The sequence below is a fragment of the Imhoffiella purpurea genome, from assembly GCF_000585215.1.
In the GTDB taxonomy this organism is placed as follows: Bacteria; Pseudomonadota; Gammaproteobacteria; order Chromatiales; family Chromatiaceae; genus Imhoffiella; species Imhoffiella purpurea.
Genome location: NZ_AONC01000039.1, coordinates 21499 through 43219 on the forward strand (window position 1 = coordinate 21499; position 21721 = coordinate 43219).

A 21721-nucleotide genomic window follows, 5' to 3' on the forward strand; every position below is an offset into this window, starting at 1 on the left:
GAGCTACGTGCGGTACGAAGCCCACATGACCAATCCGCCCTTCATCGCCATCCATGGCGACACGAGAGCAGGACCGGAATCGAGCGGGGGAGAATTGGTTCAGGCGACCAGATTGATCGGTAAGCCACCTTCCGCCGAGGTCTGACCCTGTCCGGCTACGGCTCCCGAGTAGGGGGTATTTCGCGCCCAGGTAGCGGGTTGGGCCTGAATCTCATCCCCACGGGTACCCTGAACGCCTTGGGCTGGGGTCTCGGAGTCGCTCGCCGCTGAGGCGGCCACGGAATCCGCGGCCTCCGGAATCAGGCCGCCGCCATTGAGCTGGGCCGCGCCATCGATCCCTTGCGTCTGATAGCGCGAGCGCAATGCATCCTCGGTCGTGGCCGCAAGCCTATCGGGCTGCGCGGCGGTAACCTCTTCGACCGGACGCTGGGTTTCCGGCTCGTCGGCGGTTTGGGGAGGCGGAGCCACGGATTGGCGCGCCTCGGCCAACGCCGGGTCCGTGTCGCTGGAATAGCGATTGGTGGCATATACGGCAGCAGGCAGCGCAGACGAGGAAATGGAAGAGGCGATCATCGTGTTTACCTTGACCCGGATTCAGGGAATACCCGCTCTCCATGTTGAACGATGCCCTGGATCCTCATATTGCCGCTCCGGCTCCGACCTACCGACAGGAGGGTCGGAACCTCGCCGACTTTCACGCGATCGATGGCGCCGATTGCTCAGGCCGGCTCCCATCGCGCATTGTCCTTTTCACTTAAGGATACTCAATTTACGGAAATTTTCTGACATCTTCATCACAACGTCGACGGATTCATCGCCCTCCAGGGCACCATCCCGAGCCGCAAAGGCCCGGAAACGGGCGATTGCGACGCACCTGCGATGAGATATCAGCCTACGTATATGACTGAAAGGAATCCGAAAAGTTCGTCAATACAGCGTTTCCAAACCGGCGATGAGAAGCAGGGTCAGGACGATGGCGGCAATGCTGATGAGGTCGCGTGTCTGTGCATACATGGGGGGTCACCTGCTGTCGTTGGCGTTCGAAGAGGCGGTGCATCATTGCCTCCCCCAGAATGGCCGCTCCGGGAACGGCCTCGAGCCGAATCGAAGCACGCGGATGAGAAGAGCGTCCGCCCCTGCGCTGGGATTGGCGGTCCCAGCCCAGAGAACCCGGCATCCACCTCCACCGAGCGTCTTCACCGACTAGGTTAGTCAAGAACTCGCGAAGCACAAGAGGTGACCGATCATAAGGGACACGCCCTCCTTGCGTGCGGTCATCCCTCCAGGGGACCCGAGCGCAATCGCTCGAGGAGATCCAGCAAGGCGGCGGCCTTGTCATAGGTCTCGCGGTACTCGGACTCGGGGTCCGAGTCGATCACGATGCCGCCTCCGGCCCAGAAGCGCGCCAGACCGGCGGAGTTGACCAGAGTACGGATGGCGATGTTCGTATCCATGGCCCCATCGAAGCCGATATACCCGATCGCTCCGCAATAGAGACCGCGCCGATGCGGCTCCAGCTCCTCGATGATCTCCATGGCGCGGCGCTTGGGCGCCCCGGTGATGGATCCGCCCGGGAAGCAGGCGCGCAACAGATCGAGCGCGCCGCGCCCCTGCGCCAGACGGCCGCTGACCGTGCTGACCAGATGGTGCACGCGGGCGAAGCTCTCGATCGCGAACAGACTGGGCACATGCACGCTGCCGATCTCGCAGACCTTGCCCAGATCGTTGCGCAGCAGATCGACGATCATGAGATTTTCCGCCCGATCCTTGGGGCTCTTCCGCAGTGTCTCGGCCAGACGCCGATCTTCGGCCGGATCGGCCCCGCGCCGAAGGGTCCCCTTGATCGGCCTGGTCTCGACCCCCTCCTCGCCGACCCGCAGAAAACGCTCCGGCGAGGAGGACAGCACCTGACACTCGCCGATATCCAGATAGGCCCCGAAGGGTGCCGGATTGAGCCTGCGGAGCAGCTTGTAGGCCTGCCATGGATCCCCCTCTGCAGGAGCGGCGAACCGCTGGGCGAGGTTGATCTGATAGCAATCGCCCGCGCGCAGATACCGCTCTATGCGGGCGAGCGCGCTCAGATAGCGGTCGCGGCTCATGTTGGAGCGGACCTCGCCCACAACCCTGAATGGGCGCTGTCCGGCATCGGCGGGACGTCCGGCGAGGACCCCTGCGAAGAGTCCGGCGTAGCGCTCGAGCCTCCTCCCATCGACCCCGACCAGATGGCTGCGACGCTTCCAGTGATCGACGACCAGTGCCCAATCGTAGATGCCCACGGCCATGTCGGGGATGTTCTCCGCATCCTGCGCGAGGCTCGGCAGAGACTCCAGGCGCCGGCTCAGGTCATAGCCGAAATAGCCGATGGCACCGCCGAGGAAGGGCAGAGCAGCCGGTGCCGAACGCAGCGGCTCGAGCGTCTCGGCCAGAAGATCGAAAGGGTCGGCCGTCGACAGCCGGCGCCCCGCATCGGAGTGAATCTCGGTCTCGAGACCACGGGTGAGGATCCGGACCCTGGGGTCGGCACTCAGGATATCGAAGCGGCCCTGGTCGCATCCAGGCCGACCACTGTCGAGAAAGACTGGCCATTGGCGTGTAACGAGCGGTCCGAACAGGAGGCTGCTGTCGGCGCGATAGGGAAGGTCTCGAATCAATGGGGCGGACATCATCTGCAATACGCGGAGGTCGAGCGCTGGTTTCCGGAAGGGACAGGAGGGGGAACCGGGGGATGGAGCGAAAGCGGACACTCCCGTCTCCCAGAGTTCCCGACTGCGATGATGGTCACAATCGGCGGACGGAAACACCGCCGAGGAAGGAACGCCATGATAAAACGCATGCCGCCCCCCCTCGACTTGTCTCCCGTGGGGGCGCAGCGTAGCATGCCGAATTCCGACATTTGGAATGGTAAATATATTTTCGTGCCATTTCGAGATCCCAGGCCATCCACGATGGCTCTGAGGGCATCGCCAGGATCGCCTGTCCGGTGTCAAGAACATGGCCAAGGACGGCAGCTTCTACTGGGCATTCGCCAACATCACGCCGACCCTCGATCATCGGGGCAAGACAGCGGATATTTCTCGGTGCGCCGCAAACCCGAGGCGCAGGCCGTCGCGACCCTGAGCGAACTCTATCGCACCATGCTCGAAGCCGAGCGGAGGGCCGGCCCCAAAGCGGCGATGGACGCCTCCACCAAGATCCTCGATGACCTGCTGACCGAAAAGGGTATGAGCTATGACGAACTGGTCCTTGCAATCTAGGCTCTTCGCCCTGCTCTGGTCGCTCAGCGCCCTGACCCTCGTCGGCGTCCTCTATGCGCTGTGGCAATCGGGAACCGACTGGATCCTGGCGACCATCCTCGTCCTGGCGGTCGGCTTGACCCTCTTCGCTCAGAATCGGATCCGCGCTTGGCTGGAACCCATCGCCCGTCTGAATCGACTCACCTCGGAGGTCGTCGCGGGCCGCTTCGAGAACCGCATCACCGACATCCGCCACGAGGACGAGATCGGCCGGCTCTGCTGGAACGTCAACGACATGCTCGATCAGCTGGAGGCATTCTTCCGCGACGAGACCACGGCCTTCCGCGAGCATCTGTCGGGCCACTTCTATCGCAAGGCATTCCCGAACGGGCTGCATGGCGGTTTCCGCAAGGGTCTGGAGAGCCACAACCAATTGCTCGACAACATCGCCGAGGTACAGCGCGAGAAGATGCGCAACCTCCTCATCACCCGGATCCAGCAGCTCAACAGCAGCAACCTGCTCACCAACCTGGCCTCCAATCAGGACGACCTCATGAAGGTCAACACCGAGATGCAGGCCGTCCTCGAGCTTGCGACCGCCACGGCGGCCGACGCCGAAGACAGCCAGAACACGGTGAGCCAGGTGGTCGTCTATCTCAACGACATCAGCCAGCGCATTCAGTACGTGGCCAACGGTGTCGCCGAACTCAACGACCGCAGCCAGGAGATCACCAAGGCCGTGCAGCTGATCACGGCCATCGCCAACCAGACCGATCTGCTCGCCCTCAATGCCGCCATCGAGGCCGCCCGGGCCGGCGAGGCGGGACGCGGTTTCGCGGTGGTCGCCGACGAGGTCCGCACGCTGTCCGAGAACACCAAGAGCGCCTCCGAATCCATCGGACAGATCATGGGCAGCTTCGCGACCGCCACCCGAGGGATGCAGGAGGACTCGGACGCCATGCGCGAGATGGCCAGCACCTCCAGCGAGGTGATCGGCGACATGGAAGGCCGCTTCGCCCATTTCGCCGACTCCGCCCGGGAGACCCGGCAGCGCGCCACCCGCGCCCGCGACATGGGCTTCGGCTCCCTGGTCAAGGTCGATCACGTGATCTACAAGCAGCGCGCCTACATGGCCATTCACGTCGGCGATGAAGACGGCAGCTACCGCGAGGCGGTCAAGGTCGACCACCACAATTGCCGTCTCGGAAAATGGTACGAGTCGACCGGACGCGAATCCTTCGGCGCGACCCGCAGCTATCAGGCGCTGGAACGTCCGCATGCCCAGGTGCATACCCAGGTGCACCAGATGCTGGATCAGCTCGACCAGGGCTGGGAAAGCGACCTGGAGGTTCAGGAGGCCATCCTGGAGTCGATGCGGCAAACGGAGGCCGCGAGTCTTCAGGTCATGGAGATGGTCGACCGCATGGTCGTGGAGAAGCAGGAAAACGAAGGCTGACTCGGGTTCATGAACGGGGGCTTCCCGTCAGGACCCGCCGAGCCGTAAAGAGACCGGTCGCCGACACAGATGCGGATCCCGACATGAACACCGCTCTTCCTAACGCCCGTCTCCCGAACGCACCGGGCGCCAAGCGGCCAGAGAGACATCTGGTAGCCGCGATCGCATTGGCGCTCCTAGCCATCCCGTCTGGAGCCTCATGGGCCGACACGGCTCTCGAAAGCCGGCTGACAGACCCGGCCGCACCGAAGCGTCCATGGCTGGACATCGCGGGACGTCCCGCGACGCCAGGCACGGCGGCCATCCTCATCACCCATGGCGCCAACAGCGACGCCACCGACTGGGCCAAGGACATGGCAAAAGCCATCTGCAGGGACCTGGGCGCCAAGGAAATCGAGAGTTCCCCGGAGGCCGACAGTGCGACCCTCATGTGCCAGGCCGGGGACTGGGATCTGTGGGCCATCGACTGGCGCAGCTGGTCGCGGACGGGTCTCACCAATCCCTTCGGCGCCTATGTCGGCGGCATCGCCGTCGCCCCGTCCCTGGCCAGTCCGCTGCGCGATCTGGGATATCGCCAGCTGCACCTGATCGGATTCAGCGCCGGGGCCGCGCTGATCGACGAGCTGACCCTCTGGCTGCGGCATTGGGCGCGGCTGTCGGACCAGCCCGGCCCGGAGATTCACGAAACCCTGCTGGACCCCTACGACCCGCACCGGGAAACCACTCCCTACGGCGCCTGCGCCGATTGGACCGACAGCTATTTCGACGCCCGCACGGTCGTCACCGAGGCGATGGACTTCACCAAGCTGACGCCCGATTACGCCTTCTCGGTCGAGGTCACGCCCGCGGCGGAAGGCTGCGATATCCTCTTTCCCTACAGCGCGATCTGCCGGCATAGCAGACCCTATCGGTTTTACGGATTCTCGGTCGATCCCGCCCTCGAGACCGAGCTCGGCGAGACCGAGGCCGACCCGATCCTGGACACGCTCGGCCTCGGCTACCCGCTGTCGGTCGAGGCCGGAGTACCCCTGGAGCGACTGCGCGTCGAGTTTCCGCCCGGACAGGGCTGTCGGATCGATGTTATGGAATGCGTGCAGGAGCACCGCCCGCCAGGCGCCTGGCGCTTCGTCACGGCGACCGCGGACGATCTGGCTGTCGACGCACACCTGGGCTCGAGCCAGGTATCTCCGGGGATCGGAGACGGCCTTCCGGAACGCATCGAGCTGGAGTCTCGCCCGGGCTCACCCTCAGCCGTCGAGCTCCTCTTCACCACCCGAGAAGCGGTCAGCAGCCTGCAGTTCGATTGGCGGTTCATCGGGGATGGAGAGAGCCTGCTGCGCATCTTCGCCGACGAGCGGCTGGTTGGGATGCTCGATCGGCGCACGCTGCCGGAACGCTCGCCGGTCCCGCAACGCCTCCATCTGGGCCAGCTCCCGCCGGGCGGGCATCGGATCGGGCTGCGACTGGACGGCTTCGCCGAGACGCCCGCCGCGATCCTGCTGACAGAGATGCGGATCGGCCGGGTCGAACGCGTCGAGAATGCCGGGCTCGGCCCCCAGACGCTCGATCCAAGACTCGCCGACTGCCCCCGGCTCGCCGATACCGATGGCGACGGACTGGACGATCTGCGCGATCCGGACGACGACGGCGACGGTTTCGCCGACCGCATCGACCCGGAACCCCGGGATCCGGAGCGCGTGCCGGCCGCGGGCATCGGGGTGCGCCTGCCCGGCCAGCGCCGCTTCCTGCTGGATACGGACGCCGACCTGAGCCCGAGCGACGCCGACCTCCGCCCGGGTCCGTTCGGCCTGCCGCTGGACGTGGCGCTGGCCGGCGACTGGAACGGCGACGGCATCGACGAGACCGGACTCTATCGTTCGGCCGAGCGCCGCTTCTATCTGGACGCCGACGGCAACGGTCGCTGGAGCGCCTCCAACCGCATCAGCGAGCCGTACGGCCCCGGAGGATCGGCACTGCCCGTCGCAGGTGACTGGAACGGTGATGGACGCGACGAGATCGGGCTCTTTCTCCCGGCCTCGGGCCGTTTCGTGCTGGATCTGGACGCCGACCTCGGCCCATCCTCGGCCGAAACCCAAGGCATCCCCTTCGGTCTGCCAGACGCTCAACCGCTGGTCGGCGACTGGGACGGCGACGGTGACGACGATCTAGGGGTCTGGCGCCCCGGCGAGGCCAGGGCCTATCTGGATCTGGATGGAGATCGGCGCTGGACGCCTGAAACGGATGCCACCTTCCGGCTCGGCCAACCGGGGGACCGAGCGCTCGCGGGCGACTGGAACGGCGACGGACGCGACGAGATCGGGGTCTACCGTCCGGCCGATCGCCGCTTCAGACTGGATCTGAACGGAGATCGCCGGCTCGACGAGACCGATCCGACGAGCGCCCCCTTCGGCGGCAACCGCGCCCAGCCAGTCGCTGGGCGCTGGCATCCAGACAGCGGCTGAGGTCAGGCGATCCGCCGCTCGGCGAGCCCGGCGCCCGCGGGGGATGCGGCGGCATGCCGGATCCGGGCCGGAACGCCCCGGCCCTGCGCCTGTGACTCCTGAAAGGATTTCAACAGGGCCAGGCCCTCTGGCCAGGGTCCGAACCCGGACGCCTCGTTCAGATGCCCGACCCTTCCTGCGTGCACGATGGTGCTGCCCCAGCGGTCCGCCCAATAGGCGACCCGCGCCGGACGCATCCAGGGATCGTCGCCGCTCGCAACGATCAGACTCGGAAATCCCAGCAGCTCCTGCGGCAGGGCCCGCGCGATGCCCGCCCCCTGGCCGGAGGACTCCCGCAGCCCCTGGGGGGAGAAACGCTCCGGATCGCCCGGGGCCACCAGCATGGCGCCAGCGATCCGCGCGGCCAGATCATTGCCCGCGACCACGGCCGCGAGGCAGCCGAAGCTGTGCGCGACCAGCCAGATCCGGCCCGACGCGCTCCGGATGGCCGAACGCACCGAGTCGGCCCAGTCGGTCAGGTGGGGGTTATTCCAATCGATCCCCGAGACCCGCCGAGCGTTCGGCAATTGGCGCTCCAGCCAGGTCTGCCAGTGCCCCGGACCGCTGCCCTGATAGCCGGGGATGATGAGGGTTGAATGCGGCGGTAGCTCGGCGAGCTTGGTCGAGTGAGGCATGGCGTTCGCTCCGGGTTGTATTGGCGTCTAGAGATCCGATTCGAACGGCGAACCGGCCTGGACTCGACAATAGAAGGCTCGATCCGGCCTGAGAAAGAATATATTTCGATTTATTCATAATCGAATGGAATAAAGAGACCACACAGAGGGGCAGCGCCTGACGGTCGGAAGTATGCTCAAGTCGGTCCGGGCCACCGGAAACCGGCGATCGACCTCCCCCACCGACTCGATGTACATCTGGACGGAATGCAATGATGAGCGCATCCATGTTCGCCATCGCTCTGCTGACACTGGCGATGAGCCCCTCGGCCATCGCCCAAGAGGTTCGGCTGCACGGCCGCTTCACCGCCCTTGCGAGCTGCGAGGCGACCAAGAAGAAGGACGCCGACAACCCGGGAAACATCCGACTTGAGGCCGGAACGACCTACGCCATGATCGGACGCAACGCCACCCCGGGCACCCACTATCGGATCAGGGTGCCGGGTGCTCCGGTCACGGAGGATCGCTGGGTCCGAATGAGCTGCGGAACCTACGTCTCCGACATGGATCGCGACGCGACGCTGACCCCATCGCTGCCAGCTGCGGGACCGGATCCGGCACCCATCGGGCTCGCCCCGGACAGCATCGAATTCGTCCTCGCCGCCAGCTGGCAACCGGCCTTCTGCGCCTCGGCGAGAGGAGCCTCCAAGCCCGAATGCCGCTCGCAGACGCCCGACCGCTTCGATGCCACCCATTTCTCGCTCCACGGTCTCTGGCCGGACGACCTCGACGATTTCGCCATCTTCCCCTGCTATTGCGATCGGGGCGGCCCCATCGGTTGCAGAGGCAAACAGGGCCCTGATGCCAGGATCGCGATCTCGCCCGAGGTCGAGAGCCGGCTGGAGATCGCCATGCCCGGCATGCGATCCGATCTGCACCTGCACGAATGGTCCAAGCACGGTAGCTGCTACGAGGACGACAAGAGCGGGCCGGATGCGGGCGCCGACCCGGACGAATATTTCACCGAGTCCATGGCGGTCCTGGACGCGCTCAACGGCTCCGGCGTGCGCCGGCTCTTCGCCGACAGCCTGGGCGAGATCCTCACCCGGGATCGGATCCTGGCCGCCTTCGATGCCGCCTTCGGCCAAGGGGCCGGGCAACGCGTTCTGATCCGCTGCACCAGGGTCGACGGCGAGAACCTCGTCTCCGAACTCTGGATCAACCTCAAGGGCGACATCGATACCCCGGCCGATCTCGGCAGTCTGATCCAGGCCGCACCGCCAATCTCTCGGTCGACGCACGAGGTGGGCTGCGCCAGCGGACGTGTGCGAGAGGTGCGCTGAAGGCGACGATCAGCAGGGCGCTGCTGACCAAGCAGCCCCTCCCTCGCGCGCCGTGATTCGCAAGCGTTCCGGCATCGAGGACGATGGTTGTTTGCGTACGATTCCAGCCGTTGCGCGATGAGAGGCCGAGCACGCCAATCGGCAACATATCGATGCGTGCATGCGCTGGGTCAACGACCCTGAGGGGTCAATCGTCCACAATTTGTTCTCTCCGCCAGCCGCCAAGGCCGGTCCCTAGGAACGCTTGCTGCAAATCATGTGAGGAACTCACCATGAAACTCAAAGAGCTCCTGTCCGTCTCCGGTCCCGTTCCTTTATCCGATCTGACCGAGGCGCAGTTGATGGAACTGCAGACCGGTCTGGCCCTGCTGGGCTATCCGGTGGGCGATATCGACGGTCTGATCGGCCCCAGGACCCGCAATGCCTGGGCCGAGTACAAGACCGACGTCTTTCCGGGCAATCCGGAGCTGATCGGCCTCGAATCCATCGGCATGCTGGCGGACCAGCTGGCGAAGCTCGCGGAGACCGGCACCCACGACTTCACCAGCAAACCGGGAACGATCGAGGCCATCAAATGGGAGTGCAAGACACAGGGAATCGGTCTCGACACCCAGGTGGCCTATGTCCTGGCGACGACCCAATGGGAAACCGCTCAGACCTTCGAGCCCGTGCGCGAGTCATTCTGGCGCAGCGAGGAATGGCGGAGGACACACTTCCACTACTACCCCTACTACGGCAGGGGCTTCGTGCAGCTGACCTGGAAGACCAATTACGAAAAATATTCGCGCATCCTCGGCCTCGATCTGGTGGCCGACCCGGATATCGCCATGCGCCCCAATATCGCCCTCTTCGTCCTGGTCCACGGGTTCAAGACCGGGACCTTCACGGGCCGTAAGATCTCGGACTATATCGACCGCGACCGGACCGATTTCATCAATGCGCGACGCTGCATCAACGTGACCGACAAGGCGGAGACCATCGCCAACATCGCCAAAAAGTATCTGAGCAGGCTATAGCGAGGATCCTCCCCGGTAGACGAGGCTCGCCTTCAACGGCAGATGATCGGAGGCGACTCGGGTGAGCTTGGTCCGGATCACCTCGATGCGCTCCAGCCTCAGGCCGCCCCCGTACCAGATGCGGTCGAGCGGGAGCAGTGGGAGGCAACCGGGAAAGGTGGAAGGGATCGGCGCCGGACGCAGCCATGCATCGATGACCGCAAGACGTCGAGGATGCCGGCGCCATTCGTTGAAATCGCCGAGCAGGATGGTTGGATGCATGCCCTCCGCCCGCCGCTCGAGCCGCGAGAGCCGCTCCGAGATCCGGGCGAGCTGACAGCGCCGTTCGGCCGCGCTCAAGCCGAGATGGGTCGCGAAACAGCGCAGAGGGCATCCCACCGAGTCCGCCGGGGGTTCCTTCATGTCCGCGCCCTTCATCTCCACCGATACGTCGATGAGAGCGCGCGGCTCGCGCCCCGGATAGCTCAGATCCACATGGCGCCGTCCCTGGATCGGCAGACGGCTCAGGAGCACGTTGCCGTAGGTCGCGCGCTCGAAGGAAACCGTCGGCCCAGGCACCGGCCGATAGCCCTGGTGCCTCAGACGCTGCATCAGCGACACGAATTCCGGCTCCGGCTTCAGCGGGGTCTCGACCTCCTGCAGGGCGACCAGATCCGCATCCAGCCCCAGGATCACGTCCAGGATGCGTCCATCGTCGATACGCCGGTCCACGCCCATCGAACGATGGATGTTGTAGGTCGCGACACTCAGGGTCACGTCCCTATCGGTCATCCGCGAGCATCCGCCTCCCGTACCAGGTCAATCCGGCGATCGCCAGCACGCCGACGAAGACCAGCGCCACGGCGCGCAGATCGGCCTTTCCGATCAGCGACATGAGTCCCTCGGCGAAGATCGCCATGGCCAGAATGGCCGGTGTCATGCCGATCGCGGTGCCGATCATGAAATCGCGCAGCCGCAGATGCGAGGCGCCGGCGAAGAGATTGATGACGACGAAGGGGGCCACGGGGACGATGCGTACGGTCACGACGGTCAGGACCCCATAGCGGGCCAGGCGCCGACTCAGCCGGCCCAGCCCGCCGCCGGACATGCGCTCCACCGCCGGGCGACCGAGATAGCTGCCGATCCCATAGCTGACATAGGCCGAGAGGGTAGCGCCGGCCAGTGCGACCACGGCCCCGGTCACAGAGCCGAAGACCAGGACCGATGCCAGAATCAGCAGGGTCACGGGAACGGCGAGCACGGCGGCCAGAACGAAGGCCGCGACGGCGACCGGCGGACCCCAATAGGCATGACTCAGGCCCTGGACCAGGCTCGCCAGGGATTCGGGGGTCAGCCAGTCCCCCAGCCCGGTCCAGCGCCAGGCGGCCGCCAATGCGACGAAGAGGGTCACCAGGAGGGTACCGAACACCAGACGCCAGCGCGCATGCCGCGCCTGCGCCTCGCCGCCGACCACGACCTGGGTGACCAGATCGCCGTCGATCGGCCGGTCGGGATCCAGGATGCGCTCGTCCGGCAACTGGCGGTTCCATTCGGGATCCACCTCGCCGTCGAGCTTGGAGAGCCTGATCGGAGGCTCCGCATCCGGCGCCGACGGCTGCTCCCGGAGCCGCTCGATCGCCTGGAGGAGCCCCTCGCCCCGCTCGCGCGCCTGGCGCTCGGCCCGATCGAGACGCTCCGGCTCGACCGAGAGGAAGATACCGAGCAGACGCTGACGCAAGGCGCGAATGACGCCGACCTCCTCGGGATCCTCGGCGACGACACAGAGATCGCATTCGCTGTCGAGCCCCATGGACCTGTTGCTCAGATTGGAGGATCCGATCCTCAGCACGGCATCGTCCGCGATCATGAGCTTGGCGTGAACCATGAGACAGCCGTCGTCCAGCCCCTGGACGTCGGGATAGTAGACGGCGAGCCGGTCATGCCGGTCGGCCCTGCGCATCCGTTCCAGCATGCGCGCCCGCAGCACGTCCATGGTGTGCTGCTCGATCCAGGCACCGGTCCGCTGGGGCAGGATCACGACCAGCTGCGGCCCCTTCCGGCGCTGGAGCGAGCGGCACAGCGCCCTGACCAGCGACCGTGAGGTGAGGTACTGGTTCTCGATATAGATGAAATCCCGCGCCCGATCGATCATATCCAGATAGAGCCGCTCGACCTCGCGCGATTCGGGGCGGTCCTCGTAGGCGGGCAGCGTGCGGGCGATCCCGACCCGCGTATCCGTGAGCATGGGCGCGACGTCGCGCGGCCAGGGATCCGGCTCCTCCGGAGATGGCGCCACGGCCTCCAATACCTCCCCGGTCGCCCAGCGCCACCGATCCTGGAAGAGATCCATGATGGCGGTCGCCGCCGGCCCGTCGACCAGCATCTGCAGGTCGTGGAACGGCTGATAGGGCTCGCCGTCCGGATCGACCCGGCGCGCGTCCGCGGGCGGATGGGCATTGGTGTCCCAGCGCCACTGGCTCAGATCGAAGCCGCCGCAGAAGGCGATGCGGCCGTCGATGGCGACGAGCTTCTGATGCTGGCTGGCGAGGGGCGGATGGCTGGCATCCTTGACGAACCGCATCCGCGGATGCTCGCCCCAGGGATGATCCCCGAGAAGGAGGGATTCGCGCTCCAGCGCATAGATGGGCGCATAGTCCCAGAGCAGGACGCAGACCTCCAGATCCGGGTTGCGGTCCAGCAAATGGCACAGCAGCTCGCCGAGACGGACCGGATGGCCGTCGTCGGTCCCGTCGCGAATCAGGCGCACCTGGCTATGCAGGTCCCAACCGGCGATGGCGATGCGCCGACGGGCCTGGATCATGGCCTGACGCACGACGTCGAAATAGGCCTCGCCGTCGACCAGCACCGACAGCCGCTCGGCACGCTCCAGGCGCCAGCAGTTGCGTCCCGGCTCCAGCAGTGAATCGAACGCCCGGAGCGACACATCTTCGTCGGCGGACGCGTCTCGCTCCGAAAGGGTAGTGGATTGAATCATGGGGACCGATATTGAGGATGAGGGGTGAATATTCAAAGGCAGCCGACCCTCAGCTCAGTGGCGCCAGCTTCCAACCTATTGATGCATATGCCGCTCTCGCCGGCACCGCCAATCGAGACAGCCATGAACCTGCAGCAGCTCAGATACATCCACGAGGTCGCGCGCCAGGGGCTCAACGTCTCGGCGGCGGCCGAGGCCCTCTTCACCTCGCAGCCGGGCATCTCCAAACAGATCCGGCAGCTCGAAGAGGAATTGGGCGTCGACATCTTCACCCGCCAGGGCAAGCGTCTGGTCGCCATCACCGAACCCGGACGGGAGGTGCTGGCGATCGCCGCGCGCATGCTGGGCGATCTGGACAATCTGCGCCAGGTCGGGGCCGAGTTCAGCCAGGAGTCGAGCGGCCGGCTCTGCATCGCCACCACCCACACCCAGGCCTGCTACGTGCTGCCGACTGTGATCCGGGCCTTCATCGAACGCTATCCCCAGGTTGCGCTCTGCCTGCAGCAGGGAAACCCTTCGCAGGTCTGCGATCTGGTCGTCTCGGGACAGGCCGACCTGGTGATCGCCACCGAATCGGTCAGGGATTACCCCAAGCTTCTGAGCCTGCCCTGCTACGAATGGAACCACTGCATCATCGCGCCACTCGGCCACCCCATCCTCGCCGCTTCACCGCTGGGCCTGGAGGCCGTCGCGCGCTGGCCCATCGTCACCTACGACTCAGCCTTCACGGGACGCAACCAGATCAACCGCGCCTTTAAGAGCCATGGGCTGGAGCCCCGCGTCGTGCTCACCGCGCTCGACGCCGACGTCATCAAGACCTATGTGCGCATGGAGTTGGGGATCGGGATCGTCGCCCGCATGGCCTACGACGCGAGTCTCGACGTCGGGCTGGGGATGGTGGACGCGGGACATCTGTTCGACTCCAGCGTCACCCATCTGGGCCTGCGCCGCAACGCCTGGCTGCGCGGCTATACCTACGACTTCATCGAACGCTTCGCACCGCATCTGACCCGCGGCCTGATCGAGCGTGCATTGAAGGCGGGCGGCAGCGAATACACCATCTGACCGGAAGGCCAATCCAACCGCCCCCGAGGAGGAGCCCAGCATGTCGGACGAAACCATCCATTCGGAGACCGAGATTCAGAAACGGCTGCAAACCGAGCTGCCACGCTGGCGTCATGCGGACGGGCGCCTGTGCCGGGAGTACCGCACCAGCGGCTGGAAGGCCAGCCTCATGGTCGTGAATGCGGTGGGCCATCTGGCCGAGGCCGCCTGGCATCATCCCGATCTGGCGGTATCCTACGCCTCCGTCACCGTGACGCTGACGACCCATTCGGCCAACGGAATCACCGACAAGGATTTCGAGCTGGCGGGCAGGATCGAAGAGACCCTCATGTGGCGACCCGGTGCCGAAAGCGCGCTGGACGGCACGCCCGAGGACCCACGCTACGCCTATCTCGAGTACGACTGAGTCGCGCCCTGACGAGTCGACGGCGCCTGCCGCCGCGCCGATCCCCGGTCGTTCCGGCCGGGGATCGACGTCCGGTTCAAACGGGCTGCGGCTGCGGCGACTGCAGCACCTGCGTCTCGCCCTCGCTGCGGGCGATGATGACGGTCCCGCAGGAGTCGCTGAAGACGTTCACGGCGGTGCGCATCATGTCGAGGATGCGGTCGACGGCCAGGATGAGCCCGATGCCCTCCAGAGGCAGTCCGATGGCGCCGAGGATGATGGAGATGGCGACCAGACTCGCGGCCGGGATGCCGGCGACCCCGATCGAGGTCAGCAGCGCCAGCATCACCACGATGAACTGGGTGCCGAAGGTGAGATCCAGCCCGTAGGCCTGGGCGATGAAGAGCGCGGCGACGCACTCGTAGAGCGCGGTGCCGTCCATGTTGACCGTCGCGCCGAGCGGCAGCACGAAGCTGGTCGTGCGATTGGAGACCCCGGCGTTCTTCTCCAGGCATTCCATGGTGATCGGCAGGGTGGCCGAGGAGGAGGCGGTCGAGAAGGCCGTCAGCAGCGCCGAGCCCATGGCCGCGTAGTGACGCAGCGGGTTCACCCCGCCGATGAAATAGAGCAGCAGCGGCAGGACCACCAGGAAATGGGTGGCTAGGGCGAGCACCACGGTAAAGAAGAAGAGCGCCAGCGGTCCGAAGGCCTCGAGCCCGGTATCGGCGACCGTCTTGGCGACCAGGGCGAAGACGCCGATGGGCGCGAAGCGCATGATGAGATCGGTGATGCGCATCATGACCTCGAACATGCCCTCGAAGAACTGCGTCTGCGCCCTGGCGTGATGCTCGGCGATACGGGTGATGAAGTAGCCGTAGAGCAGGCTGAAGAAGATGAGCCCCAGCATCTGACCGGCCGCGGCGGCGGCCACCACATTGGTGGGGATCATGCGCAGGAAGACCTCGACCACGTCGCCGCCGTCCTTGCCCCCAACCGTGTCCTCCAGCGCCTGGACGTCGGCATCGAAGCCGAAGACTTCCTTGGGATCCCCGTCCACCACGCCCGGCTGGATCAGGTTCACCATGACGAGACCGACCAGGATGGCGAAGAAACTGGTCATGGCGTAATAGCCGATGGTCTTGCCGCCCAGACGGCCGAGGCTGTCCGAGCTCCCGAGACCGGACACGCCGACGATGATCGAGGAGACGATCAGGGGGACGATCAGCATCTTGAGCGCGTTGAGGAAGAGCTTCCCGATGAAATCGAAGATCGCGTAGAAGCTGACCCCGAAGAGTCCGGCGTCACGCCCGACCAGCAGTCCGACCAGCACGGCGAGACCCAGGGCGATCAGGATCTGCCAGTGGAGTTTGAGCTTGAGTAGAGACATCTGCGGCTACCCTGGTTGCGTCGGCGGATTCGGGCAGCCCGGCCTGGCGGGAAAAAACCCATTACCGCACCAAGAAATGAGTCCGGCTGGATGATGTCAGATCGTGACCAGGCGGGCAATGACGCCGCATCCGAGACGAGCGGCCCGAATTCCGGATCGCTGCCGATCGAAAGTCTGGAGATCCAGGACTTGCCCTCGGCGGCGATGACGACTAAACAGGATGTTCCTCCACAGACAGGGGTGACCGAATCCATGACCAGCCGCCCATTCATCCGACGCCTGACGACTCTGCTCCTCACCACCGCGGCGCTCGCCGGCCCTGGGACCGCCATGGCCTACGACACCAAGGATGCCATTCGCGCCTGCGAGAGCCGGTTGCGCAGCGAATACGGCCTGAGGGATCTGCGCGACGCCCATGCGGTGCAGATACCGGGCGACAAGCATTACAGGGTCCAGGGCAAGACCGAGGTCGACGACAGGCAATATCCCTGGCACTGCGAGGTCGACGACCGCAAGGTGGTGGACCTCCGCTACCGTGGACCTCGCCCGCAACGGCCCGGCGACGACTCGGTCAGGGTGAGACGGCTCGCCTCGGGCGATATCGAGGTGCGCGTCCCCGTCGGCTGCCGAGCCATCTATGACGACCGGGGAGACCTCGTCCGGCGCGATCGCGACTGCGGCCCCCGCGAGATGCGACATGCCGACGACACGATCGCCGACTATCTGCGCGCGCACAGACGCGAGCGCGAGCTGCCGCCGCAGATCCTGCCGGGACGCCACGGCGGAACCGAGGTCGTGTTCGAGGACCGGTGCGTCGTCCATTACGACCACTCGGACCGCCGCACCGGCGCGCATCCGAGCTGCCGCGACGGACAGATCCTCGAGGCCGACCGGGCGATGCGCAACGACCGCCGCGGCCACCGCTACTGACGCAAGCGACGGCTGGCGGCTCTTTACGACAGGACCGGACTCCATGATCACCGATCCCACTCAACGCGGGCGCATCCTGGACACCTTCCCCTTCCTGCGCGCGGCATCGGCCGATTTCCGCGACACGCTCCTGGACAGCGGAACCCTGATGCGGCTGCCGGCGGGCCATCTCATCTGCCAGGACGGATCCGAGTGCGCCGCGCTGCCGCTGGTGCTCTCGGGTATCGGCCGCGTCTACAAGCTCGGCGAGAACGGCCGCGAGATCACGCTCTACCGGGTCGAGCCGGGCCAGAGCTGCGTGGTCACGGCCTCCTGCATCCTCAGCGGACGCCCCTTCCCCGCCATCGCCGAGTGCGAGACCCAGGTCGAGGCACTGGTCGTGCGGCCGAGCGAGGTGCGTCAATGGATGGGGACCTCCACGCCCTGGCGCGAATACGTCTTCGGTCTGATCGCCGGACGGCTCCAGGAGGTCTTCGGCGTTCTCGACGCGGTACTCTTCCAGCGTCTGGATCAACGCCTCGTCGCCCTGCTGCTGGGCATGCGCAAGGCCGCGCCCGGGCGCGACATCCGCATGACCCATCAGGCACTGGCCGCAGAGCTCGGATCCTCGCGCGAGGTCATCAGCCGCGTCCTCAAGGGACTGGAGGGACAGGGCCTGCTGCGCATCACCCGCGGTCACATCGAGCTGCTGGACATTCCCGAGCTGGAGCGGCGCGCGCGCGAGGGCTGAGGAAAAATTCAAACCTGAGTGACAAAGTCACTGAGCCGAAAAACCGAGCTGGATAGTCTCCTACCACCGTCATACGAAACGGCCCCCAGGGGCCAGCGCAACTCAGGAGACTCACCCATGACCCAGAACATCGGCAAGCTCGACCGCAATATCCGTATCGTCGCCGGCATCCTCATCGCCGCCTGGGGCCTCTTCGCCCAGAACTGGCTCGGTGCCATCGGCCTGATCCCGCTCGCCACCGGCCTGATCGGCTGGTGCCCGGCCTACACGCCGCTCGGTCTCAACACTAAAAAGTAATCTTTCGCTCCGGATCGCCAGCGCCATTGGCAGCATGGTCCCTCCCCGAGGAGGGACGCAACAGACTCGGCCAGGGACGGCCGAGTCTCCCTCGTTCAAGGACCGTCTGATAACCTGACGCCGAAGGTCCGGTCCGCACAGCGGACCCTACCGAAGCGGCAACTCCAGGGGACGCCGTGCGGACCGAATCGCTCGGACGCGGAGATTTCAGACGCATCCCCAGGCCGCTGGCCCATCTCGAAGACCGACACGCGGGCGATCCACGCCTGGAGATCCCATGACCACGACGACAGAATCCCATTCGCGCATCCAACACTTTCCGATCTCCTTCTTCGCCATGGTCATGGGCCTGACCGGCCTGACCATCGGCTGGGAGAAGGCCCAGCATATCCTGCACCTCGACCTGGGCATCAGCCCCTGGCTGGTCGGACTCAGCTCGACCCTGTTCCTGGTCCTGGCGTTCCTCTACGCCACCAAGCTGGCGCTGTACCGCGCGTTCGTCGTCAAGGAGCTCAGGCACCCGGTCAAGCTCAACTTCTTTCCGACCATCTCGATCAGCCTGCTGCTGCTGGCCATCGCCTTCCTGCCGCTCGCGCAGCAGGTGAGTGCCGCGCTCTGGACCGCCGGCGCCACGTTGCACCTGATATTCACCCTCTATGTCGTGAGCGTCTGGATCCATCACGATCACTTCCAGGTCCACCATATGAACCCGGCCTGGTTCATCCCGGCGGTCGGTAACGTCCTGGTGCCGGTGGCCGGCGTGCCGCTCGGCCATCCCGAGGTGTCCTGGTTCTTCTTCAGCGTCGGCATGCTGTTCTGGCTGGTCCTCATGACCATCATCTTCAACCGGGTGCTCTTCCATCAGCCGATCGAGGAACGCCTGATGCCGACCCTCTTCATCCTCATCGCACCGCCGGCGGTCGGCTTCATCGCCTATCTGCGGCTGGTGGAGGAGCTGGACACCTTCGCCCGCGTGCTCTACTACAGCGCCTTCTTCCTGACCCTGCTGCTCTTCACCCAGGTGCAGCGTTTCCTCAAGCTCGGTTTTTTCCTCTCCTGGTGGGCCTATTCCTTCCCGCTGGCCGCCTTCAGCATCGCCAGCATGCTGATGTTCGAGCGCACCGGTGGCGACTTCTACCGCTATCTCGGGGTCGGCATGCTGACCATGCTCACCGGAATCATCCTGGTCCTGCTCGCGAACACGCTGAAAGCGGTAAGCAATCGCCGGATCTGCTCGCCCGATCATTGAGCCGAGGGCCAGACGCCGCCCGCCCCTGCCGTCGCCCCATTCATTCCGAGAGACTGCCATGTCCGAAAACCAACCCAAACAGTCCCCCAAATCGGGTCTCGCCATCGGCTATCTGGCCCTGAGCTTCGCGGCCGGTCTGCTGTTCGTCTATTCGGTCGGTGCCTACATCCCGAACGACGAGACGGCCGAATCGCCCGCGCCGTCGACACCCAAGGCCGCCGAGACAGCACCCGCCACCGACGCGGCCGTCTCGCCAACCGCCGAACCGGCCCCCGAAGCGGAGCTCGCGCGCGCCCAGGAGCAGCTGGAGCAGGAGATGGCGACGACCCGGCAGCGCATGGACAGGCTCGAGGAGTCACTGGTCTCGCTCGAACGGGATCAGGCCGCCGCCTTCGAGAACGCGCATCGACGTCTCGCGGCCGAACTGGCCGATCTCGTCCGTGCCAGTCGGCCGGCCACCGAGGAGGGACCCGAGGCCCAGGAAGAGAGCGCACCCGCAGCGTCCCTGGAAGAGGAGCTGGCCATGCTCGAGCCCCGCCAGACGCCCGATGGACTGCGGATCTCGCTCGCCGAGTCCGAGCTGCGCTTCGCCCCGGGCTCGGCCGATCTGCCCGACGGCCGTCCGGCGACCCTGGCCAAGGTGGCCGAGCTGCTCTCCGAGCGCCCGGATGTGCGGATCCTGCTGCGCGGCCACACCGACAGCCAGGGCAGTGCAACAGGCAACCTGGAACTCTCCGAGCGGCGCGCCCTCGCGGTCAAGACGCTCCTGGCCGCATCCGGGATCGAGGAGACCCGCATCCGGGCCGAGGGATTGGGCGAAGGCGTCCCCATCGCCACCAACGAGACCGAAGAGGGACGCGCGCGGAATCGCCGTGTGGATATCTATCTGACCCAGCCCTGAGGTTTGTCGCTCGCGATATTCCGCCAAGTTGTATGCGGATCACCCGCATCCACTTGGCTGAATGCCACCGTTTCGATTAGCAACGGCTACTGGGAAATAAAGACATCCCCTTTTCTCTGTAGCGCCAGCGAAAAGCCGGTCCACGTTGACGCCATGTTTGGGTGGTCAGTCATGGAGCCATGGCGCATAACTCAGTCCCACCAATACACCCTCGGGGCTCATGAACCTTGCCACTGTCTGTCCCCATGGTTCGACACGGGCTTCGTGGACGAACTCCTGTCCACTCTCTTTCATTTCTTGCACCGCCGCCTCGACAGCAGCGGCATCCGCTAGCTCGAACTCGATCGTAGCTGTCGGCTCTGGAACATTCTCGGGCCATTCATCCCGCCCAAAACAAGACTGAGCTGCCATTGCAAGAGGCCATACACCAAAATGATTCGCCCCAGGAAAGTTATCCATGAAGCGGTAATCGTCCATTTTCTCCAGTGGCAGACCCAGCATTTTCTGGTACAGCGATGCACTTGCCTCCGGGTCTTTGGTGATTGACGCAAAACCGGCTATGCACTTGACTTCCATTAATTCCTCCACTTCAGATTATACCTAACGTGAAGGCTCAGGCTTAGCACTGACTTAACTTAATTAACTCACGCACTCAACGACGCAGTATACGCTCACCTTGAGCCGCCTGTTAGCACATTAAAGTACTTGCTATACGGCACAGCTCTGATTTAGGGATATTGCCCTGTTTTACAGATCCGTATTCTAACGACTGACGTACAATGCATATCTTCTCAGAATCTAACATATCAACGACCTTACTCGCTTTTCGGGCTTCCCAATCTGTTGCGTGACCAAACAACGAATAGATACGCCCGAATAAATCCTTGTATACTTTATCAACTGTCACAACGTACATCAAGAATGACGGCAAGTAATACAGCAATGCTCCTTCACGCATATACGTGAGAACATAGCCGCCGATATTGTCGAGTTTTACTTCAGGCCATGCTTTGCTTAAAAAGAAGTCCGTTACTGATTGGCCCTCCCCATCATAGTCTCTAGGGTCATTATCAAAATACTCGGTGATAGCTTGTGGAATAGGATTCACAGGAAAGCACTGATATATGCGGCTTACCAATTCACCCTTATCTGGTTCCAGCTTTCTCAAGTCTCCGTACCTTACTATTAATCTGCGGGTCAAATTAATAATTTCGCCATCCTCAGTAGCGCTTGCCAAAACCGCTATCTCATAATCCCCAAGATCCTCACCCCGCTCGAGTCTATCAATTGCCCATTGAACATTGTTTGTCAGGTCAAAACAACGCAATCGAAAATCCGAATACAAATTCTCTAGCTTGACTATCTGCATTCTCTTTCCTTGATTACGCTAACGCCGCCAGCACGCGCGACCTTATAGTGAAGACGAAGCCGCAACGAAAAATACTTCGCCGTGCCTAGCTTTGTTAAATTTTATAGCGCCATATGCAACAGCGGATATGGCTTTCCCTGTCTATCGACTGGTGAGCGACCGATCACTGTAAAGCCAATGGCTCAATCTGCATTCCGGACAGTTACGCCACCAACGTTCCCAGGAGAGCAGGTAGCAGCCCTTTGCCGCGTACGCGAGCGTTGTGAACGAA

Annotated in this window: 20 protein-coding genes; 12 read left to right on the forward strand and 8 right to left on the reverse strand. The window is 64.4% G+C overall.

The window, feature by feature from the left end:
* Positions 1-99: 99 nt before the first annotated feature.
* Positions 100-573, reverse strand: coding sequence for a hypothetical protein (locus D779_RS13020; RefSeq protein ID WP_043754711.1), 474 nt, complete (start codon positions 571-573; stop codon positions 100-102).
* A 701-nt stretch (positions 574-1274) separates the two neighbouring features.
* On the reverse strand, positions 1275-2663 hold the full coding sequence (gene pabB, locus D779_RS13025) for an aminodeoxychorismate synthase component I (protein ID WP_043754738.1): 1389 nt from the start codon (positions 2661-2663) through the stop codon (positions 1275-1277).
* Positions 2664-3077: 414 nt separating this feature from the next.
* Here pabB and D779_RS21730 point away from each other — a divergent pair, with 414 nt between their 5' ends.
* The 3 genes from D779_RS21730 (at position 3078) to D779_RS21170 (ending at position 7151) form a co-directional block, all read left to right on the forward strand.
* Positions 3078-3254 carry a hypothetical protein gene (locus D779_RS21730; protein WP_198295715.1) on the forward strand — a complete coding sequence of 59 codons (177 nt, stop codon included), beginning with the start codon at positions 3078-3080 and terminating at the stop codon, positions 3252-3254.
* Positions 3244-4689 carry a methyl-accepting chemotaxis protein gene (locus D779_RS23140; protein WP_269747387.1) on the forward strand — a complete coding sequence of 482 codons (1446 nt, stop codon included), beginning with the start codon at positions 3244-3246 and terminating at the stop codon, positions 4687-4689. The genes D779_RS21730 and D779_RS23140 overlap by 11 nt, the downstream gene beginning before the upstream one ends.
* Before the next feature lie 83 nt (positions 4690-4772).
* The gene (locus D779_RS21170; RefSeq protein WP_157726398.1) at positions 4773-7151 is read left to right on the forward strand and encodes an FG-GAP repeat domain-containing protein; all 2379 of its coding nucleotides are present in this window, start codon (positions 4773-4775) and stop codon (positions 7149-7151) included.
* A 2-nt stretch (positions 7152-7153) separates the two neighbouring features.
* On the opposite strand, the gene D779_RS13045 is transcribed toward D779_RS21170, so the two are convergent.
* A complete protein-coding gene (locus D779_RS13045; protein WP_052348116.1) occupies positions 7154-7825 on the reverse strand; it encodes an RBBP9/YdeN family alpha/beta hydrolase in 672 nt (223 codons plus the stop codon).
* A gap of 266 nt (positions 7826-8091) precedes the next feature.
* On the opposite strand from D779_RS13045, the gene D779_RS13050 reads away from it, so the two are divergent.
* Together D779_RS13050 and D779_RS13055 are read left to right on the forward strand one after the other, a co-directional pair.
* Positions 8092-9147, forward strand: coding sequence for a ribonuclease T2 family protein (locus D779_RS13050; RefSeq protein ID WP_232424177.1), 1056 nt, complete (start codon positions 8092-8094; stop codon positions 9145-9147).
* 272 nt (positions 9148-9419) lie between these two features.
* The gene (locus D779_RS13055; RefSeq protein WP_043754717.1) at positions 9420-10163 is read left to right on the forward strand and encodes a glycoside hydrolase family 19 protein; all 744 of its coding nucleotides are present in this window, start codon (positions 9420-9422) and stop codon (positions 10161-10163) included.
* Here the strand turns inward: D779_RS13055 and D779_RS13060 are convergent.
* Both D779_RS13060 and D779_RS13065 read right to left on the reverse strand, forming a co-directional pair.
* A complete protein-coding gene (locus tag D779_RS13060) occupies positions 10158-10934 on the reverse strand; it encodes an endonuclease/exonuclease/phosphatase family protein (protein ID WP_043754719.1) in 777 nt (258 codons plus the stop codon). The genes D779_RS13055 and D779_RS13060 overlap by 6 nt on opposite strands.
* The gene (locus D779_RS13065) at positions 10924-13137 is read right to left on the reverse strand and encodes a VTT domain-containing protein (protein ID WP_081763502.1); all 2214 of its coding nucleotides are present in this window, start codon (positions 13135-13137) and stop codon (positions 10924-10926) included. The genes D779_RS13060 and D779_RS13065 overlap by 11 nt, the downstream gene beginning before the upstream one ends.
* A gap of 123 nt (positions 13138-13260) precedes the next feature.
* On the opposite strand from D779_RS13065, the gene D779_RS13070 reads away from it, so the two are divergent.
* Both D779_RS13070 and D779_RS13075 read left to right on the forward strand, forming a co-directional pair.
* Complete coding sequence (locus D779_RS13070) at positions 13261-14202, forward strand: CysB family HTH-type transcriptional regulator (RefSeq protein WP_043754722.1); 942 nt, start codon at positions 13261-13263, stop codon at positions 14200-14202.
* Positions 14203-14242: 40 nt separating this feature from the next.
* Positions 14243-14608, forward strand: a complete 366-nt coding sequence (locus tag D779_RS13075; RefSeq protein ID WP_043754724.1) for a 4a-hydroxytetrahydrobiopterin dehydratase — start codon at positions 14243-14245, stop codon at positions 14606-14608.
* A gap of 76 nt (positions 14609-14684) precedes the next feature.
* Here the strand turns inward: D779_RS13075 and D779_RS13080 are convergent, their stop codons facing one another.
* Positions 14685-15974: a dicarboxylate/amino acid:cation symporter gene (locus D779_RS13080; RefSeq protein ID WP_043754726.1), complete on the reverse strand. Its 1290-nt coding sequence runs from the start codon at positions 15972-15974 to the stop codon at positions 14685-14687.
* Positions 15975-16064: 90 nt separating this feature from the next.
* Here D779_RS13080 and D779_RS21175 point away from each other — a divergent pair, with 90 nt between their 5' ends.
* The 5 genes from D779_RS21175 to D779_RS21180 all read left to right on the forward strand — a co-directional run bounded on the left by D779_RS21175 (position 16065) and on the right by D779_RS21180 (position 20081).
* Positions 16065-16904, forward strand: coding sequence for a hypothetical protein (locus D779_RS21175; protein WP_052348117.1), 840 nt, complete (start codon positions 16065-16067; stop codon positions 16902-16904).
* A 43-nt stretch (positions 16905-16947) separates the two neighbouring features.
* The gene (locus D779_RS13090; protein ID WP_043754728.1) at positions 16948-17634 is read left to right on the forward strand and encodes a Crp/Fnr family transcriptional regulator; all 687 of its coding nucleotides are present in this window, start codon (positions 16948-16950) and stop codon (positions 17632-17634) included.
* Positions 17635-17751: 117 nt separating this feature from the next.
* Complete coding sequence (locus D779_RS13095; RefSeq protein ID WP_043754730.1) at positions 17752-17931, forward strand: YgaP family membrane protein; 180 nt, start codon at positions 17752-17754, stop codon at positions 17929-17931.
* A 277-nt stretch (positions 17932-18208) separates the two neighbouring features.
* Positions 18209-19180: an SLAC1 anion channel family protein gene (locus D779_RS13100; protein ID WP_043754733.1), complete on the forward strand. Its 972-nt coding sequence runs from the start codon at positions 18209-18211 to the stop codon at positions 19178-19180.
* Between the two features lie 58 nt (positions 19181-19238).
* Complete coding sequence (locus D779_RS21180) at positions 19239-20081, forward strand: OmpA family protein (protein ID WP_052348118.1); 843 nt, start codon at positions 19239-19241, stop codon at positions 20079-20081.
* A gap of 165 nt (positions 20082-20246) precedes the next feature.
* Here D779_RS21180 and D779_RS13110 read toward each other — a convergent pair whose 3' ends face one another.
* Positions 20247-20657, reverse strand: a complete 411-nt coding sequence (locus D779_RS13110; RefSeq protein ID WP_043754734.1) for a VOC family protein — start codon at positions 20655-20657, stop codon at positions 20247-20249.
* A 112-nt stretch (positions 20658-20769) separates the two neighbouring features.
* Positions 20770-21450 (reverse strand): hypothetical protein, encoded by a 681-nt coding sequence (locus tag D779_RS22275; RefSeq protein WP_157726399.1) that lies wholly within the window; start codon positions 21448-21450, stop codon positions 20770-20772.
* Positions 21451-21721: the final 271 nt, after the last annotated feature.